This is a genomic window from Glaciecola sp. G7-5 (assembly GCF_055808975.1).
Genome location: NZ_CM147892.1, coordinates 4,418,232 through 4,437,557 on the forward strand (window position 1 = coordinate 4,418,232; position 19,326 = coordinate 4,437,557).

The window sequence follows — 19,326 nt, forward strand, 5'->3', positions numbered from 1 at the left end:
ATACTAGTTGAAGAATAAAGGATGATAAAAAGCAAATGAAAAAGAAGCAAGAGATTACTTTTTTACTCAGTGTTGATACTGAAGAAGAATGGGATTGGGAAGGCCCGTTCCCAGAGTCAAATTTTTCGGTAGATAATTTGCATGCATTGCCCGCATTTCAAGATTTTTGTGTCAAACATAAGATTCGTCCATGTTACTTTGTTGATTATCCTGCCGCTGCAGAGTTACCTAAACAAAGTTTATTTCTACAGCACGTAGAAAAAGGAAATTGTGAATTAGGCGCGCATCTTCATCCATGGGCCAATCCACCTTATTTTGGTAAGCCGTCGGAAGAGAACTCTCATGTAGTCAATTTACCCCTTTCTCAAGTAGAGCAAAAACTTGATGAATTGATGGCACTTTTTGAACGAGAGTTAAATTATGTGCCCACTGCTTTTAGAACCGGTAGGTGGGGTATTTCAAGAACCCATCATGGAACTCCTTTATTTAAGAGGTTTTACGATTGATTCAAGCGTTTATCCATTTTATAAAAATGAATACTTTAATTGCTACGGTTCACCTTTAACTGCTTACTGGCCAGATGTAGAAGATGTACTTAAAAGCGGATTACAAAGAAATATTTTAGAACTTCCTGTCACAGTAGGATTTAATAGAACGCCCTTTGTACAATCAGCAAAAGTGCATGATGTAACACAAAATAGAGCCTTTCAAAGTCTAAAGACAACTGCGCTACTCTGGCATAGCAAGTTACTGAGAAAAATTTATTTTAGCCCTGAAGTGTCGACCAGTAGCGATATGATAACCCTTGCTGATGCTGCTATTGAAAATGGCCATCAATGTTTGCACATGTATTTTCATAGTTCTAACCTAATCAATGATGGAACAGGTTTCTTAAAATCTAAAAATGCAAATAAAGTAATATGTACACGCATTGAAAAAGTACTCAAATATTTGCATAAACATTATGATGTTAACTTCATGACACCAAGTGAATATCGAGTTTTCTTAAATAACAATCCAGATCAAATAGCCTTATGATATTAAACCGATTAACGGAAAACGAGTTAGCTAGCTATCAGTCGTATGTTGATTCACACCCTAAAGCTACGCCTTACCATAATGTAGCATGGGGTAAGGCTGTCTTGGATGCATATGGTTTTACACCAGTATTTTTTGGTTTATATGACAGTGATAATAGCAATGAGTTAATTGCTGTGATGCCGGCAGTTGAAGTTAAGTCATTAACAGGTAAAACTAAACTTTGTTCTCTACCCTATTGCGACCTAGGGGGAATATTAGCTTATTCTATTGAAGCACTGGCAAGCCTAAAACAGCAAGTGCTAGAACATGCGAACACGTCAAGCATGATTTTCGAGTACCGCGACTGTCAGAGCAATATTGCCGATCTAAACCAAACTGAAGACGCTGATGTGTATGAAGAAAACACAGTAAGTGAACTAAAGCGAGGCGAAAAAGTGCGAATGTTGTTTGAATTGGAACAAAGCGCTGATGAACAATTAGCCAGCTTTAAGCCTAAATTACGAAGCCAAATAAAAAAATCCATTAAAAACGGCGTAACATCAGAAATCTTGACAACTCCAAGCCGAGAAAAAATTGAGAGTTTTTACTCGGTTATCGCGCAGAATATGAGAGACCTCGGCTCACCAGTGCACAGCATAGAATGGTTTACCAGTATCTTTTCACACTATAAAAACAATGCATTTTTGGTATTGGTTTATATTGAGGGACTGTGTGTTGGCGGTGGTATTGTTATTCATTCAAAAGACAAAGCTGTTATTCCCTGGGCTAGCACACTCAGAAGCCATAATAAATTTGCACCAAATATGTTGCTTTACTGGCAGGTATTAAGCGAAGTTATCAATAGAGGAATAACAAATTTCGATTTTGGACGTTCAGGTTTTGATGAAGGTACTTACCGATTCAAAAAACAATGGGGAGCGAAACCTGTTTTGTTAAACTGGGAAACCACTGAGCAAAAGCAATTGAAAAAAGAAGTTACCTCTAAGAAATCTAAAGCCCGAGAAACAATCGAAAATATATGGAGAAAACTTCCTTTAGGGCTGACTATTTTTCTTGGTTCAAAAATACGCAAGTTCATCAGCCTATAAGTAAACGGTGGCTTTACGCTTACAAAGCAAGTGACAAAATTAAGACATTTGGGTAAACTCTCGTGGTTTGACGACGGCTTCTCAATCAAATGGAAATAGATATGTTAAAAGTTCTTTGTGTTTTTGGGACTCGTCCTGAAGCAATCAAAATGGCGCCCTTAGTCAAGGCACTTGAAGCGAATATTAAATTCGATTCAAAAGTGTGCGTAACGGCCCAGCACCGTGAGATGCTAGACCAAGTTTTATCACTTTTTGAAATAACACCTGACTATGATTTAAACCTTATGCAAGCAAGTCAGACTTTGAATGACGTAAGCGCAAAAATATTGGTACAACTAAAACCAGTATTGGCCGACTTCAAACCTGACGTGGTACTCGTGCATGGCGACACTGCTACTACTTTTGCTAGCAGTTTAGCTGCATATTATGAACAAATAAAAGTAGGCCATGTGGAAGCCGGCTTACGTACTGGGAACATCTACTCCCCATGGCCGGAAGAAGCTAATCGAAAATTAACCAGCGTACTAACCGATTTCCATTTTGCTCCAACACAAGAGTCAGCCGACAACTTGCTTAAAGAGAACATTAGCAAAGAAATGATTGTTATTACCGGCAACACCGTGATTGACGCTTTACTAATGGTTAGAGACAAACTTCACTTATCTATTGAAAACAAAAAACATTTAGATGAGCAGTTTGCATTTTTAGACTCAAGCAAAAAGCTAATCTTAGTGACAGGCCACCGCAGAGAGAACTTTGGCGATGGTTTCGAAAATATATGTAAAGCCCTATCAAAAACTGCGCAGCAATTTCCAGATGTTGAAATACTCTACCCCGTTCATTTAAATCCTGCTGTAAGAGAGCCTGTTAACAGGCTCTTGTCAAACGTGAGTAATATTCGCTTAATCGAACCTCAACAATATTTAGAGTTTGTGTATTTAATGGATAGGTCACACATTATCCTAACTGACTCTGGAGGTATTCAAGAAGAGGCCCCTTCTTTAGGCAAGCCTGTTTTAGTAATGAGAGATACAACTGAAAGACCTGAAGCGGTAGCGGCGGGCACTGTTAAATTGGTGGGTACAAATGTAGACACTATATTTGATGCATTAAAGACTCTACTTAGCGATGACGATGTTTATAAAAATATGAGTAGAGCACACAACCCCTATGGCGACGGTAAAGCCTGTGAACGAATTATTGAACAATTATTAAAGGAATTATAGGAATGGCATTTGAAACAGTATCGGTTATTGGCCTAGGTTACATTGGTTTACCAACCGCGGCTATGTTTGCTGCTCATGGAAAACATGTCATAGGTGTTGATGTTAATGAAACAACAGTAGAAATTATTAATCGTGGTGAAATTCATATTGTTGAACCTGAACTAGACGCCTTAGTTGCCAGAGGGGTAAGTAAAGGCGCTCTTAGAGCAACAACCAGCCCTGAAGCTGCTGACGCTTTCTTAATCGCTGTACCAACACCATTCTTCCCTCTTGAAAGTGAAGATGCTATCCCTACGCCCAATTTAACATATGTAAAATCAGCATGTGAGGCTATTGCTCCAGTGCTTAAGAAAGGCGACCTTATTATTTTAGAGTCTACTAGCCCTGTAGGAACGACGGAGCAAATGGTTTCTTGGTTGTTAGCGTTGCGACCAGATTTGGAAATGCCGAATCCAGATACGGGTGCAGGTGATATTTTTGTGGCTCATTGTCCTGAGCGTGTCCTACCAGGAAAAGTCGTAAGTGAGTTAATTCAAAACGATAGAGTCATCGGTGGTATAACGCCAACGTGTTCACAAAAAGCTGTTGATCTATACAAAGCATTTGTCAAAGGTGAATGTGTTATTACCACTGCTAGAACAGCCGAAATGGCTAAACTCACAGAAAACGCATCTCGTGATGTTGGGATTGCTTTTGCTAATGAGTTATCACTTATATGCGATGAAACAAACATAAATGTATGGGAGCTTATCTCACTTGCAAATCGCCACCCTCGAGTAAATATTCTTCAGCCGGGGCCTGGTGTGGGAGGGCATTGTATCGCTGTCGATCCTTGGTTTATTGTCAGCAGTTCACCAGAAACAGCAATTCTAATTAAGAACGCAAGACACATAAACGATAACAAACCAAAGTGGGTTATAGATAAAGTCAAAACGGCAGTTGCTGACTATTTAAGCGAGAATAAGTCAACATCTGTATCCGATATAAAAATTGCTTGCTATGGCTTGGCCTTTAAAGCTGATATAGACGACCTACGTGAGAGCCCTGCTCTGAATATTGCTAAGCAACTTACAAACATTTTTGGTAAATCCTGTATAAGTATTGAACCCAATATTGCTAAAACAACTGAATTAGATGGAATTAATCTGTCTGATTTAAACCAAGCCTATACAGATGCACAAATACACGTTTTGCTCGTCGACCATAAAGAGTTTAAAGAATTAGGAAAACCTAGTGGAAACGTTATAGACACCAGAGGAATATGGACAAGTAACTAATTAAGGTTTAAACAAAGTCGAATGAGACACTATTAGTGCACTACTTTATTGCTAAAACGTTCATTCGCGTTTTGGCCTAGCATTTAGCAATATGGGGCCGTTTTATGTGTGGGATTGCCGGATTCACTACCGATGGATTCAAAGAATTAAACGAACAGCACCTTGTGAGTATGGGCAATAGCATTGCACATAGAGGTCCCGACGCCCGCGGCGAGTATCTTGATGAGAGTGTAGGGTTATGTCATCGACGTTTGAGTATTTTAGACTTAAGCGCGGCAGGCAATCAACCTATGTACTCGGCTGATGAAAATATTGTTATTGTCTTTAATGGGGAGATTTATAATTTCCTTAATATTCGCCACACGCTCGAAGAAAAAGGCCTATCATTCGTCTCAAATACCGACACCGAAGTTATTATTAAACTTTATGAGCTTTACGGTGTTGAATGCTTGTCCCACCTCAATGGAATGTTTGCCTTCGCATTGTGGGACAAAAAACAAAAGAAACTCTTTATAGCAAGAGACCGCTTAGGCAAAAAACCCTTATATTATTATAAAGATGGTGACAAATTTGCGTTTGCCTCTGAAATTAAGGCCTTGTTGACGTTGCCAGGTATTAAAAAAGAAATACGCTTAGATGCTGTTCATGATTTCTTTGCTTATCAGTATATTCCTGACCCTAAGAGTATCTTTAAGCATGTTCATAAGTTGCCGCCTGCCCATTATATGATAATTGAAGACGGCGACATTAATATGACTGAATATTGGAAGCTGAGCTTTGCCAAACAATCATGCCAAGACGATAGCTCTGCCATCGAAAAACTTCGTAATTTAATTAGCGATGCTACCAAGCGACGGATGATAAGTGACGTACCTCTTGGTGCTTTTTTAAGTGGTGGTGTTGATTCTAGCGGTGTTGTTGCAACGATGGCGAACTTATCTGACAAGCCAGTAAAGACCTGCACTATCTCATTTGATAATGAAAAGTTCAATGAAGCGGAGTTCGCAAAATCAATAGCCCAGCAATATCATACTGAGCATCATGAGTTTCTTGTAAACGACAACGTTGAAGACAACTTAGAAAAAATCGTTAGCTATTTCGACGAGCCATTCGCCGACCCCTCACTCGTACCTACTTTTTTTGTATCGCAAGTGGCAAGACAAAAAGTCACTGTCGCTATAGCAGGTGATGGTGGTGATGAACTATTTGCTGGCTATGAAAAATATACTAATGACAACCTAGAAAACCAATTGCGGCGGAAGTTTCCATCAAGTTTACGAAGGTCTGTGTTTCCTGTTGCAGCAAAGTTACTTGGGAAAATTAATACACGTACAACTCAACGAGCCAAAAGCTTATTAAACAGTTTAAGCGTTGATGCTGATATGGGTTTCTATATAACTAACACATTTATTACGGACCAGCAGTGGCGCAACCTTGCGTCGAAAGAAACCTTGAATTCACTTGGAGACTATCATCCTAGTGAGTTTACACTCAAACATTACCATGAAGCTGACGGTGAAGATCATCTCAGCAAAATACTTTATACCGACATTAAATCTTATCTAACAGGTGGCGTTTTAGTAAAGGTAGATCGTATGAGCATGGCCAACTCTTTAGAAGTAAGAGCACCAATATTAGACAAGGAAATAGTCGAATATGCTGCTACTTTAAAATCAGATTTAAAGTTTCGAGGCAAAGAAAAGAAGTATGCGCTTAAAGAGGCGTTTAAAGGCTACTTGAACGACGATATTCTTTATCGTAAAAAAATGGGCTTTTCGGTGCCTTTAGAACAATGGTTTCGAGTCGAAATAAAGTCAATTGCACATAAGTATTTGATAAATGATCCTCAGGGCCTAAGCACTATTTTTTCAAACACCCAAATAGTTAAATTGTGGAATGAACATCAAGCTGAAACGCACGACCATAGTACCCTACTATGGACAATGCTCATGTTTGAGATGTGGTGGCGGAGATATATGCTGTGAAGCAAAAACTTAAGATACTCCACATCACCTATGATATGAGGATAGGCGGCACGGAGATGGTCATTAAAAATATTATCGAAGGCCAAGATAGTAATGATACCGAAATGCTAATTTTCTGTATCGAAGAGCCCCTAGGGCCATGGGGTGTTGACTTGAGAAGCGCTGGCACGACCGTAGCATCTAAACAAAGAAAAGACGGTTTTGATTTGTCTATAATAAAGTCTATCCGCGGTTTTATCGCCAACAATAAGATAGATATTGTTCATTGTCACCAATATACGCCTTGGGTTTACGGGGCGCTCGCCGCCTTTGGTTTAAAATGCAAGGTTATTTTTACCGAACATGGTCGTTTTTACCCAGATACAAGTAGCTGGAAACGTAAGATTATCAACCCTCTTCTGCTGACATTCACTGATAGCGTGACGGCAATATCTGGCGCTACACTGCAAGCACTTGCAGACTATGAGTTTATCCCAACCAAATACTCAAACGTTATCTATAATGGTATTGCCGCAAAGAAAATAATAGATAGTAACAAATCGACCATTCGAGACACCCTTGGCTTAAGTTCTGAAACGTTTATTTTAGGCACTATAGCTAGATTAGACCCAATAAAAAACCACTTGATGATGATAAAGGGTATAAAAACCTGCATTGATCAAGGACTCAATGTTCACCTTATCATTGTGGGTGATGGTGAGATGCGAGAAGAGATAGAATCATTAGTAGATAAACTAGGTCTACGAGATCATGTGACGATCACTGGCTACTTAAAAGACCCGACGGAATACCTTAACAGCTTTGACTTATATTTACTCACTTCCTTCAGTGAAGGTACATCAATGACGCTACTAGAGGCGATGAGTATTGGATTGGCTTGCATAGTAACTGATGTTGGTGGCAATCCTGAAATTATTAAACATGGTGAGAATGGTTTAGTCATTCCCAATGATAATGCTGCCGATTTAGCGAACGCAATTTCCCGTTTATATGAGGATGATAAATACCTAAATGAACTGGCGTCGAGGTCAAGGGTTCGGTTCAACGAGCTTTTTCCCAAGAGATTATGGCACAAAATTACACAACACTTTACCAAGAGTTAACCACCGATAGAAACAATGCCAGTCATAACAAGTCGTTGGACAAGACATGATAGAAACAAGTCCATACAGTCATGAACATAAAAAAAATGAGTAAAACCAATAAAGTTTTACTCAGTGCAATAATGTTGGTTGGAAATGGTGTTGTACAAAAATTAATCGGCTTAGTTAGCACGATCGTGTTGGCGAGGATATTATTACCCGAAGATTTCGCAGTAGTTGCTATTGCTTATTTAGTTATATTACTCGCTGAAGTTTTTACCAATACCGGTAGCGAGCAATTTGTATTGTCTCGTGGGACGGCATCTAAAAGTCTTGTCAACTCAGCATGGACGCTAGACTTAATGGTAAAATCAGCGGCAACAATCCTAATATGTATCCTTGCTTACCCTGTCGCACTTTTCTATGATAAACCAGAACTGGTGGCTGTTATACTTGTACTGGGAGTTACGCCTTTATTAACTGGTCTCATGAATCCTGGTCTTTGGCGCTTAAAACGGCAACAAAAGTATAAAGCGTTTGTGATAGCAATGGTCATAAGTAAAGTGTTTGGTGTTATTCTTACCATTTCATTGGCGATTACAACTAAAAGTTATTGGGCGCTTGTTATAGGGCAGATATTTACTACAGCTAGCGCAAGTCTGATTAGCTATTTTAGCTGTTCATATCGGCCTAAACTCACAACACAGACTATCTCAACTCAATTGCGATTTAGTAGCTTTATGATTGGTCAAGAGTTTTTTGGTTATTTCAAAGCTAACATTGACTCCTTTTTTATTAGCAAGTTTTACAGTAACACCATATTTGGCCACTTTCACATCATGAAGTACATAGCAGTAATTCCTTCATTAAACCTAATGATTCCTTTAGCCGAGCCGTTACTAGTAGAAATGTCGAAAAAGCAACACGACAAAGAAACCCAAGGGTTTAAATACACAGTGACGTTTATCGCTTTGGCGATGATAGCAATTCCAATCTCTATTTTTATGTATGTAAATAGCCTGGAAATCGTCGCTGTACTCTTAGGTGCTAATTGGGTTGAGTATCACAGTATATTTGGATATATGGGTCTATTGGTAACCTCATTCTTTATGGCTACACATTGTAAACGTGTGCTGATGGTAAAAAGTAAAACGAACTTCGTATTTGCCTACGAATTTGTAGCAGTAACCCTTGTACTGATTGCAGTGGGTTCTAATCTTAATTCTGATGTTAGTACACTTGTTAAAGACAGAGTGTGGATGGAAGTCTTTGTAGCGTCCATTTTTTTTATAACAACTACGGTTTACTATCTTCGAGGATTGACGGTGTATTTTGCAAAACGACTTAGCGCAATTATTGTTTTAACACCGCTGCTAATATTTTTGAGTGTTGAATTACATACTTTTATTAGAGAAAGTCTAAACAATGATTTATTTCGGCTTACCCTTAACACAATAGGGTTTGTAAGCTTATATTCGGTCACTATACTCGTTGCATACCGTTGCTATTACAAAACAACATCAGAGGGGCAGTATTTAAGTCAGACCATGAGTAAACTTCTACAGCGGGAAAATAAATGATTAGCCTAATACTATTTTACATGACGTTCTTCAGTACCATTATCATGTCATTTCGCCAAGGCGCAGTTTATATATTCGTGCTCTATCAAGGATATTATTTTTTTAATCCACCTACAAAATGGTGGGGAAGCTATATTCCAGACATTGCTTTTTCTTACTACATAGTGCTCACTATGCTCATAATAGTTATAACCAACTGGAAAACCTATAAGTCGAATCAAATATTTAAAATTCCTCAATTTTTATGGCTTTATTTAGTTGTTTTCCTATATGGGATAGCAAGCTTTTATGCTGTACTACCAACTATTCACACTTTAGCATTTGATGCCTTATTGACCGTTGCAGTCATCATAACGTTAGCTTACAAAATCATTCAATCAGAAAAGCATTTAGATATAGCAATCGGTGGTTATATGCTGTTTTCTGGATACTTAGGTTATTATATTACACAATTTGGGCGACTAAATAATGGTCGTTTTGAAGGAGCGGGAATGGTTGATGCGCCGGACGCAAACGGCTTAGCAGCAGCATTAGGTCCATCCCTACTATTTAGTTTATATTACTTCTGGATGCACCCAAACTGGAAAGTAAAAATGATGTGTGTAGTTTTAGGAGCCTTTACTGCTAACGGGTTAGTGCTACTAGGAAGTCGAGGAGCATTTTTGGGTGTAGCGATAGGCACTTTCATTTTCGTTTTCTATATGTTTTTTTCTAAAGTAACGAGAAAGAATCAACGCTTAAGTGCCATCGCGATAATTGTATTTGGTTTAGTTGGAGTTTTAACAGTAACTGACAAATATTTCTGGGAGCGGATGCAAACTATCAAAACAGAAGGTTTTGAACGGCAAAAAGAAATAGCAACCGGAAGTACTAGAATATACTTTTGGTTGGCAGCAATGGATATGTCGAAAGACCATCCGTTTGGAGGTGGAGCATCAGCTTTTATATACTATTCACCACAATATATTCCGCCAGATGTCAATACAGGGGCAAATCGAAACAGAGCAGTTCATTCGACTTGGTTCGAGGTTTTGGCCGAAATTGGATATCCTGGGCTAATAGCTTTCGGTGCAGTTATTTTCTATAGCTTCGTTACATTGCGACGAACCCTAAATTATATGGCAATAAGAGGAGAGCATCGGCGATACTTTAAGGTTGTTGCTATTGGTTCTGCGTTGTTATGTTTTTGTGTATCTATGAGTTTTTTAAACAGATTTAGAGCCGAAATTCTTTATTGGTGTATTTTATACAGCGCAAGTGTATATAACATTTACGTATTAAAAGCACAAAAAAACAAGGGTGATTTGGTTGGACAAAGTTAAAAAGGCCTTTATTGTATCATCGTTCAATCAGTACATAATTTTTATTATTGGTTTTATATCTGTAATTACGTTTTCGCGATTGCTTACGCCATCTGAACTAGGTGTTTTTGCGCTATGCAGTTCCCTTACGTTGATATTGACACAACTTAGATTTTTAGGGGCCGGCGCATATATAATTCGCCAGCCAGAGCTTACAGAAGAGAATATAAGGTCTAGCCTAGGCGTTACCTTTGTAATGTCTTGGAGCTTAGGCGCAGCATTAATCGTGTTTTCTCATGTCATTGAAGAGTTTTTTAGCGCGCCAGGTTTACAATATGTCATCATAATTGTCTCCGTAAGTTTTTTCTTAGCGCCGTTTTTAGGGATAAATGCTTCTTTACTTAGCAGGGAGATGGAATTTGGCAAATTAGCTGTTTTAAGTTTAGCTCACCAATCAATCATATTCGTAGTTTCTCTCATATTAGTTCTATTGGATTACAGTTTTTATGGCTTGGCGATTGGTTTCTTAGTCGGAACGATTGTTCAGTTCTTGCTAATGTTCAAAAACTTATCTAAACAAATGTTATTTTTACCGTCATTCAAAGGGTTTAGTCCGATAATTAAACTTGGTGTAAACACATCTGGTGCCAATTTTTTAAAAATATTCGAAATAAATTTGCCTGATTTATTTATTGGAAGATTCTATAATATATCATCAGTAGCAATATTTTCGAAAGGCCTTGGCTTCCAACAGTTTTTTACAAACTTATTGGTCGTTGGCGTAAACCCTGTAATTTTACCCCTTTTCGCAAATATAAGAAATACAGGACAGGACCCAACTTTTGCATATATCAAAGCAACTACTTTATTGTTGGGTATTGCTTTACCTGTATTGCTTGTTGCTAGTGCGTGTGCCTACCCTGCTGTTCTGTTGATGTTTGGAGATCAGTGGGAAGAGTCAGTACCACTCGTATCTGCGCTTGCGTTTTGGGCTATTTTTAATGTTGTAAACCAGTTCACACCCAACTTATTAATTATTAAAGAGCTCGATAACTGGCTACTATATTTACAACTCATTAGTTCAAGTATATATGCATTTCTAATATTTTATACAATTCCATACGGGCTATTAGGGTTAGCATATTCAATGGCGTTGGGTGCTTTTTTAAACTTACTATTAACGTTGTTATTTTTAAAAATTAAAATTGACATTGACATATTGAGACTTGTTAGAGAAAATTTTTCTAGTATGTTTGTTGGTGTTGTTTGTTATTTAGCTACCGCGTTCTTGGATCATGTAATAAACTTTAAAGATAATTCACCTTTATTTAGTATTGCAATAGTTGCTATTACACTGCCATTTGTCTGGTTTTCAGCAATAATTTTAACTAAACATCCAATCTATGAAATAATAATAAAACCTACATATTCAAAGTTCAAAATGAAGAAGATAAATGTCGACAATAGAAAGCTTTAAAAGAAATACGTTGATATTAACTTTTAGAGTACGGCGCTGAATAATAGTTTTTATAAAGTGGGATTAGGATAACGCTATGAATTAGTAAACCTTTTATAGACTATTGTTAATACTTCAGAAAATATCATATGGTAACATCGAGCAAAAAAGAATGAGCGGTGATTGATGTATAAAAAGCCAAAGGGAGACCCACCTCCAGCACAAAAAAAGATTTAGCCAAGTCAATTTGTCTCTAATCTAAATTCAATATTAGCACCAAAGCGTTCAACCTACTTGAAACCAAAGTCACTATAATCTTTTTCACTAAACGAGATCCGTTTTATCCTCATTTTTATCCATTTTTTTAACACCACTAACCAACTTGTAAAATAAAAATTACTAATATTTTCACCATGGTCTCTAACGTACATTAACAAGCGTTCCTTAGGTACGATATAATCAATATTCTCTTTGTTAAACAAATCTTTAACGTGGACGTGTGACACGGTGCCAAAAAACATTTCTTTGTAAGCTTTATCATTCAATACTCTTGGAACTTCATTCAGTGAAGCCTTAATAATGCAACTTGAACCACAGTAAGCAGAAAACTCATCGGTTTTATTTACTATTTTATTACTTTCAAAATAAAAATAACCTCGATCAATGACGATTGCGCTAGCGCTTTGGTACGTTTCTACTAAAGAAACGAAATCAAATCGTAGCAAATCATCGGCGTCTAACGCGAACCAATGGGTTATATTATTAGAGTTTAAGTGAATCATCCCTTTTGCAATCTTCGAGCAACGATCGAATTCATATTTCAATTGTAGTTGCATTCCGTCATATAACTTTTGATCTGGTGGAGAAAATTCATCGAAGCTTAAAAATGAAGTATTTCTACATATCTGTTCAACTACAAACGCATCTGGTCGATCATGCCCCACTACTACGCATTCGAAATTATTACTAGTCTGATTGTTTATTGAATATAAAACCCTTTTCAATGATGATTCAACAACAGACCAATTAGATGATACTTGTTTTGCTTTTAATGGAATTAATATTCCGAGCTTGAAGCGACTCATTATTAATTCAGACTCCTTTTGTCTTAATGTTTGAATATAAAAGTGAACAATAAAAGCTTTAAATCATTGTCACCCAAGCAAGCCTTTTAAGATGAGTATTATTAATTCATGATTATATTGTTTATAGTTCAATATCTTTAGACACATAGTACTAACTGCCTACCCGACTGTAATCTGGAAAGGTAAGAAATGAAAGGGGAATTCAAAGAAATAATCAAATCAATGCCCCCTTTCTTATTTAGATCAGAAAATACTAATAGTTTATAACGCCTAAATTTTAAAGTTTTAGTTAGAAATAGCTTTAACCTCATATGCAATTATTAGAGGCGGTCTATCATAAGCCCCAACATTTCCAGCGTTACCCAGACTTAAGTATAGACGATTGCTTGCATTATCGTATGTGGCACCTATTACTTTATTGCGGCCTTCGTCATCATGAGGATGGCTCCATTTACCATAACTTATAGGTTGTATCGAATGAGGAGTGTCTGCGTTCAAAATATCTTGAACACTAAACAACCAAAAATAATTATAAAAGTCATCAGCTTCGTAGGGACAACCACCACCACACGTGTTGCCATTATCTTGCGTTATCTTATAACCTACACCAGAATGTATACCGCCATGATGACCAACGGCCATAAATATATCGGTGCCTGGAACAATAAAACCATACCTAGCACCGGCTAAAGGCCCCCAAATCGGAGATATATCATCGGATATTCTCGAGGCACCTTCTACCATCTCTTTGCCTTGCTCTAACGGAAATACCATCATAGGATTCGCATCAATTTCTCTACTCATAGATAATACAGCGTTGACTCCTTCATTGGGGTCGAAAGCATATAGACTGGGACCTTGTGAGTATCTGGTCGTTATAGAATAATTTGAAGCCCAACCTGTCAAATACTTAGCGTCAAATTCTGCTTGAAACTCTCGAGGAATAAGTGACATATAACCAGCAGCCATAGCGCCACCTTCTATTTGCAGCATACCCTTATATGGAGATGAGCGTAAATTATATGCATTACTAAAAACTTGAAGATTGTCTTTATTACCATCGCTCGCGTCATACCATATTTCAGAACTCACTAATAAGTTTTGTTCGTGATATAGGATACCTACTATTTTATTGGTTTGGTTACCAACATCGTGTTTATCTAATATCCCGACATAATCTTGCAATACAGCTGCTCGAATAATGTCGTTCACTTCATACTCAATTGATAGCTCAGAGGGTATTTCAAATTCAGCTATCGCGTTGTGGCTACTATGGCCAACCATAAAAATACTATTATTGTCTGGATTGTATCCCAACGTTCCAACAGCATAGTCTGATGTTGAATCACCCGTCGCTTCAACTCTGAAGGCACCTAAATAACTAACGTCTAATGTTGCCTGTACTCCCAACGGGATATTTACATCGAAGGGTGTTGAATCTTGAATATCTTTAATGATGTCTTCTTCAAATAATACAATTCCTTGAACTTTAGGCGCGGGCACTGGGTCCGGTGTTGGCTCTGGCTCAGGTGTTGGTTCTGGCTCAGGTGTTGGCTCTGGCTCAGGTGTTGGCTCTGGCTCAGGTGTTGGCTCCGGGTCAGGTGTTGGCTCCGGGTCTGGTGTTGGCACCGGGTCAGGTGTTGGCTCTGGATCCGGTGTTGGCTCTGGCTCAGGTGTTGGCTCTGGATCAGGTGTTGGCTCTGGTGTTGGCTCCGGGTCAGGTGTTGGCTCTGGCTCAGGTGTTGGCTCTGGGTCAGGTGTTGGCTCTGGCTCAGGTGTTGGCTCTGGCTCAGGTGTTGGCTCCGGCTCAGGTGTTGGCTCTGGCTCAGGTGTTGGCTCCGGGTCAGGTGTTGGCTCCGGGTCTGGTGTTGGCACCGGGTCAGGTGTTGGCTCTGGATCCGGTGTTGGCTCTGGCTCTGGCTCAGGTATTGGCTCAGGTGTTGGCTCCGGGTCCGGTGTTGGCTCCGGCATAGGTGCAGGAACAGTTATAGGACCTGGCTGTGGTTCTGGATCAGGCTGTGGGTCTGGATCAGGCATTGGCTCTGGGTCTGGCATTGGCTCTGGGTCTGGCGTTGGCTCTGGGTCTGGCGTTGGCTCTGGGTCTGGCGTTGGCTCTGGGACTGGATCGGGTGACGGTTCTGTAACCGGAGCAGGATCAGTTACAGGTGTTTGCTCTTGAGGAGGATTGGCCACCACTACTGGGGCTGGCGTTGGAATTGGCACTGTGACTTGATTTTGACTACTATCTTCTCCAGAACCACAACCAAAAATTGCTAAAACACTAATTGCTACTACACTTTTTCTAAATAATTTTTTTGCATACATCATTGACTGCACCTACTCAGACGATCATTTCTAATGCAAAAAGAATAGGATAAATAAACGTATAATATGGGATACATTTAATACAATGGTATCTATGTAAATACAAAATCTGGCTCGCCAAGTGAGCTAACGACAGTGTTAAATAATAAGGATACTTTTCGGACTAGATAGCCGACATAAGTAAACCACGCTATCCTCATGAATTTTATATAGTTTATTTAGGGATGAAAGAAAACAAACTTAGTCTTAAATTTAAACATCAAAATGAACACCAAAAATAAAGCATGTATTTTTCCTACTATAAATTTGGTATGAGATTCCATACCACTGTCTTGGCGAGGTGTAAGTTTGACTAAATTGCCAGAAAATTTTATTAAATAATTATTCAATTACTTTCAACAAGAAATGATTTAATATATGTATAGCGCAATCTCTAAATTACGATATGAAATCTACTAACAAAACTCTTCTTCTAATTGCATTCGAATTCCATCCTTGTAAGACGGCAGGCGTTCAAAGACCATCATCGTTTTCTAAAGAACTTCAAAAAAAGGTTGGGACGTTGTCCTGCTGACTGCAGAAAACTCAATTTATGAATCGATGGATGACAGCCCTAACCCAATTCCAGATGATAAAGTTTTTAGGACTAAAGCTGAAAACGCTAAACTCAAATATTCAATCAAAGGAAAATATTTGAGACTGATAGAAGTTCCTGATAGATATTGGCCTTGGGTATTTACAGCGACACCCAAAGGAAAGGAGCTCATAAATAAATATAAACCAGACATTATAATGTCAACCTACCCATCAATATCAGCACATATCGTAGCGCACAGGTTAGCAAAATGGTCAAACTTGCCTTGGATTGCGGACTATAGGGACCCTCTGAAATGCCATTATGAAAATGTACCGTATGCCTTCGTGAGCCGATGGCTAGATAAAAAGTTTGTTACCAAAGCTACTTATTCAGTATTCACTACCAATCGAGCTGTAGAGTTGTATAGAAAAACTTTCCCATCCGTTGCATCAGACAAATTCAAGCTTATCGAAAATGGTTTTGATGAAGACAATTTTAAGAGCCTTAAAAATAATCAAATCAAATCATCTAACAAGTTTGAAATATTACATTCCGGCGCAGTTTTCCCACCACAAGGAAGAACGCCAATCCCTCTTTTTAATGCGCTCGCCAATTTAAAAGAAGCAGGCATAGTGGGCCACAAAAATTTTGTAGTCAAGTTTCGAGGAGGCCCATTACTTAGTGAATTTATAGACGTGTTAAATACATTAAATATAAAAGACCTAGTCGAGTTCTTACCCGCTATTTCATACAGGAGTTCCCTTCAAGAAATGCTCGCCGCAGATGCTTTACTTCTCATTCAAGGAAAGTTATTCGATAACCAAATACCAGGGAAGATATACGAATATATTCGTACTCAAAAACCAATCTTAGGGGCTGTTAGTGCGACCGGAGCCACAGCAGAACTATTAAGGTCAATTCCGCCTACATTTATTGGTGAAAGTGTTGACGAACTGTCCGTTATGATAACTAAATTGATAGAAACTAAAGAAAAGAAAACTCATATAGATACGTATCAATATAGTAGACAACAAAGAGCAGAAAGTTTAAACCATTTGTTGTTGGACGCTTCCGAATAATTAAAGGTAATTATTCAATTATTCGCAGCGTTTAGGTCTGAAAGTATTGTTTCAAACATTGGGACCAATAGTTTATTTCCATATTCACTTAGATGATTTTTATCATAATAAACTGGTTTATTTTGTATAACGGAATGGCAGATTCCATCTGGGCATAAATAAGGCAATGGGTCTAATAGGACAAGCCCGCATTTTATCGACAAGGTGTCTAATACCCTGTTAGTTTTATCATGCATGGCGTCGTATTCCTCAACCGTAATATAATTAGGTGATTGCGTACCAAACAAGTAACTCTTTAGAAAGTCTTTCGGCACATCTCGCTTCATTTCAGGAATTTGCTTAACGATATATACTTTATTATTTTCGCTCAGCTCGCACAGCTTTTCTTCGTAGTTCGAAGTAAAACTTATCAAAAAATCTTTTGACCCTCTTTTGATGTCATCAATATAATAGTTGTCATCGCTTCTCCCGAATAAGTTATCAGTCATCCTGCTAAATATAATAACTGGCTTATTGTGTAAAGAGGCAGTTGTTTCTAACTCATTAAATACCCAAGAATTATAATCACGACATCTTTCAAAATAAGAGTTCGAAACATTGATTAAGGGAAAACAACCGTCGGCCCCCATAAACATGACACCGTAATTTTGAGAATTTAAACTTTCTTGAACAGATGTAATCGCGGCATTTGAATGACTATCGCCTAGCACTATTGCCGAGACATTTTGTTTATTGCCATAGATACATTTTGGAGAAATAAGTTCTTCAAAATGCGGGAACACATTGCATTGCTCTGAAAGAGGATTTTTAAGTTTGGACATTTTATTAAAAAAACTATTCCTTTCGGGAAGTCCGTGACTTAGGTATACATTTGCGCCAGATAAAGCAACTATTGAAAATGTAAAACAAACAACAATAAATATCTTATTGTAAAAGAGTCGAGGTAATCGCCCATTTGTCGGAGCACATCGTAAAACGTACGTTTTACATTCTATGAGATAATATGAAAACGTACCGCAAATTAAAGATACTAATAGGCCAAGTACAATAATATAGATATTGTCTGCTAAACCAAAGTAAGTAATGAAAACTGAAACCGGCCAATGCCACAAATAAATTGAATAGGACGTTTTACCAAGCCATTGAATATAAGCATTGTTAGAAAGAATTGAGTGTTTGTATTGTGCAAAAATTATCAATGCTGTGCCAGTTACTGGGACAATAGCCAAAAAACCGGGCCAAGTATTTTCGTATGATATTGCCGATACTGAACCAAATAATATTAGTATCCCGAGCCAAAAACATATTTTTATAGTTTTAGGGGGCAGAATAACGGGATATAAAAAGATTAATGCACCTATCAACATTTCCCACGCTCTAAAAGGTAGTAAATAAAATGCTGCTTCCTGAATTCGGAATGTCATACTAATGGAGAATGCTAAAGAAACAATGGTAAGGAGGACTAAGAATACTTTTAAACGGCTGAGTTTCATTACACGTGACAATGCGACAATAATTAATGGGTAAATCAAGTAAAATTGCCATTCGACTGATAAGGACCATGTATGCAGTAACCACTTATTGTGTGCTGCGGCTCCAAAATAACTACCTGTTTCGTCCCAATATATCACGTTTGAAATAAAAGCTATGCTAGAGATGGCATGCTTACCCAGCGATTTCAAGTCTTCAGGCAACAAAACTAAATATCCAATAAATAAGACACAAATTATCAGTACTGCTAGCGCAGGTATAATTCTTTTAGCTCGATCTAAGTAGAAGTCAAGAATAGAAAAAATGTTTGCGTTTACTTTTCCAATAATTATGCTTGTCATTAAATAGCCAGATATAACAAAAAAGACGTCAACCCCAACAAAGCCTCCTGCAAAACCTGGAATATTGAAATGAAAGAGTACTACGACAATTACAGCAAAAGCTCGTAGCCCATTAATATCTTTCCTAAACGGTATTGACTTCACGATACACTTCTCATTCTAAAAAGATGCTGCTCAATGTTTATAAAATGAATAAATATTGAGCAACCAATCTTTAATGACTATTTAAAGAAGAGAGTAACAAAAGAGTTTATCATTGAAGGATGAATTGAAATGCACGGGTATGAAACTTTATAACACTAAATGAATATGCTAGAAGTTTTGTATCAGAAAACTGATAAGTTTTATAGAACTGGATATTATGACTTTTCAACTAGAGTTGGAATCCAGTT

General features: G+C 37.9%; 14 protein-coding genes. 11 read left to right on the forward strand and 3 right to left on the reverse strand.

The genetic code is table 11. From position 1 onward, the window contains the following. The first annotated feature begins 35 nt into the window (after positions 1–35). From AC0L6H_RS19510 to AC0L6H_RS19555, 10 genes are all read left to right on the forward strand, one after another. A complete protein-coding gene (locus AC0L6H_RS19510) occupies positions 36–506 on the forward strand; it encodes a polysaccharide deacetylase family protein (RefSeq protein WP_473390971.1) in 471 nt (156 codons plus the stop codon). Then, on the forward strand, positions 472–1,038 hold the full coding sequence (locus tag AC0L6H_RS19515) for a polysaccharide deacetylase family protein (RefSeq protein WP_473390972.1): 567 nt from the start codon (positions 472–474) through the stop codon (positions 1,036–1,038). Before AC0L6H_RS19510 ends, AC0L6H_RS19515 begins: the two co-directional genes overlap by 35 nt. After that, entirely contained in the window at positions 1,035–2,129 is a 1,095-nt protein-coding gene (locus tag AC0L6H_RS19520; RefSeq protein ID WP_473390974.1) for a peptidoglycan bridge formation glycyltransferase FemA/FemB family protein, read from the forward strand. The genes AC0L6H_RS19515 and AC0L6H_RS19520 overlap by 4 nt, the downstream gene beginning before the upstream one ends. Positions 2,130–2,230: 101 nt before the next feature. Beyond that, positions 2,231–3,355: a non-hydrolyzing UDP-N-acetylglucosamine 2-epimerase gene (wecB, locus tag AC0L6H_RS19525; RefSeq protein ID WP_473390975.1), complete on the forward strand. Its 1,125-nt coding sequence runs from the start codon at positions 2,231–2,233 to the stop codon at positions 3,353–3,355. Positions 3,356–3,357: 2 nt separating this feature from the next. Beyond that, positions 3,358–4,632, forward strand: a complete 1,275-nt coding sequence (gene wecC, locus AC0L6H_RS19530) for a UDP-N-acetyl-D-mannosamine dehydrogenase (RefSeq protein ID WP_473390977.1) — start codon at positions 3,358–3,360, stop codon at positions 4,630–4,632. 104 nt (positions 4,633–4,736) lie between these two features. Beyond that, a complete protein-coding gene (asnB, locus tag AC0L6H_RS19535) occupies positions 4,737–6,617 on the forward strand; it encodes an asparagine synthase (glutamine-hydrolyzing) (RefSeq protein WP_473390978.1) in 1,881 nt (626 codons plus the stop codon). Further along, positions 6,614–7,720, forward strand: a complete 1,107-nt coding sequence (locus AC0L6H_RS19540) for a glycosyltransferase family 4 protein (protein ID WP_473390979.1) — start codon at positions 6,614–6,616, stop codon at positions 7,718–7,720. Before asnB ends, AC0L6H_RS19540 begins: the two co-directional genes overlap by 4 nt. Before the next feature lie 71 nt (positions 7,721–7,791). Then, positions 7,792–9,279 (forward strand): oligosaccharide flippase family protein, encoded by a 1,488-nt coding sequence (locus AC0L6H_RS19545; protein ID WP_473390981.1) that lies wholly within the window; start codon positions 7,792–7,794, stop codon positions 9,277–9,279. A gap of 44 nt (positions 9,280–9,323) precedes the next feature. Beyond that, on the forward strand, positions 9,324–10,601 hold the full coding sequence (locus tag AC0L6H_RS19550) for an O-antigen ligase family protein (protein ID WP_473390982.1): 1,278 nt from the start codon (positions 9,324–9,326) through the stop codon (positions 10,599–10,601). Continuing rightward, positions 10,588–12,057, forward strand: a complete 1,470-nt coding sequence (locus tag AC0L6H_RS19555) for an oligosaccharide flippase family protein (protein WP_473390984.1) — start codon at positions 10,588–10,590, stop codon at positions 12,055–12,057. The genes AC0L6H_RS19550 and AC0L6H_RS19555 overlap by 14 nt, the downstream gene beginning before the upstream one ends. Before the next feature lie 269 nt (positions 12,058–12,326). On the opposite strand, the gene AC0L6H_RS19560 is transcribed toward AC0L6H_RS19555, so the two are convergent. Both AC0L6H_RS19560 and AC0L6H_RS19565 read right to left on the reverse strand, forming a co-directional pair. After that, positions 12,327–13,121: a hypothetical protein gene (locus AC0L6H_RS19560; protein ID WP_473390985.1), complete on the reverse strand. Its 795-nt coding sequence runs from the start codon at positions 13,119–13,121 to the stop codon at positions 12,327–12,329. 285 nt (positions 13,122–13,406) lie between these two features. After that, the gene (locus AC0L6H_RS19565; protein ID WP_473390986.1) at positions 13,407–15,449 is read right to left on the reverse strand and encodes a hypothetical protein; all 2,043 of its coding nucleotides are present in this window, start codon (positions 15,447–15,449) and stop codon (positions 13,407–13,409) included. A 597-nt stretch (positions 15,450–16,046) separates the two neighbouring features. On the opposite strand from AC0L6H_RS19565, the gene AC0L6H_RS19570 reads away from it, so the two are divergent. Beyond that, positions 16,047–17,102 (forward strand): glycosyltransferase, encoded by a 1,056-nt coding sequence (locus AC0L6H_RS19570; RefSeq protein ID WP_473390987.1) that lies wholly within the window; start codon positions 16,047–16,049, stop codon positions 17,100–17,102. A 14-nt stretch (positions 17,103–17,116) separates the two neighbouring features. Here AC0L6H_RS19570 and AC0L6H_RS19575 read toward each other — a convergent pair whose 3' ends face one another. Beyond that, the gene (locus tag AC0L6H_RS19575) at positions 17,117–19,078 is read right to left on the reverse strand and encodes an acyltransferase family protein (protein WP_473390988.1); all 1,962 of its coding nucleotides are present in this window, start codon (positions 19,076–19,078) and stop codon (positions 17,117–17,119) included. Positions 19,079–19,326 lie beyond the last annotated feature (248 nt).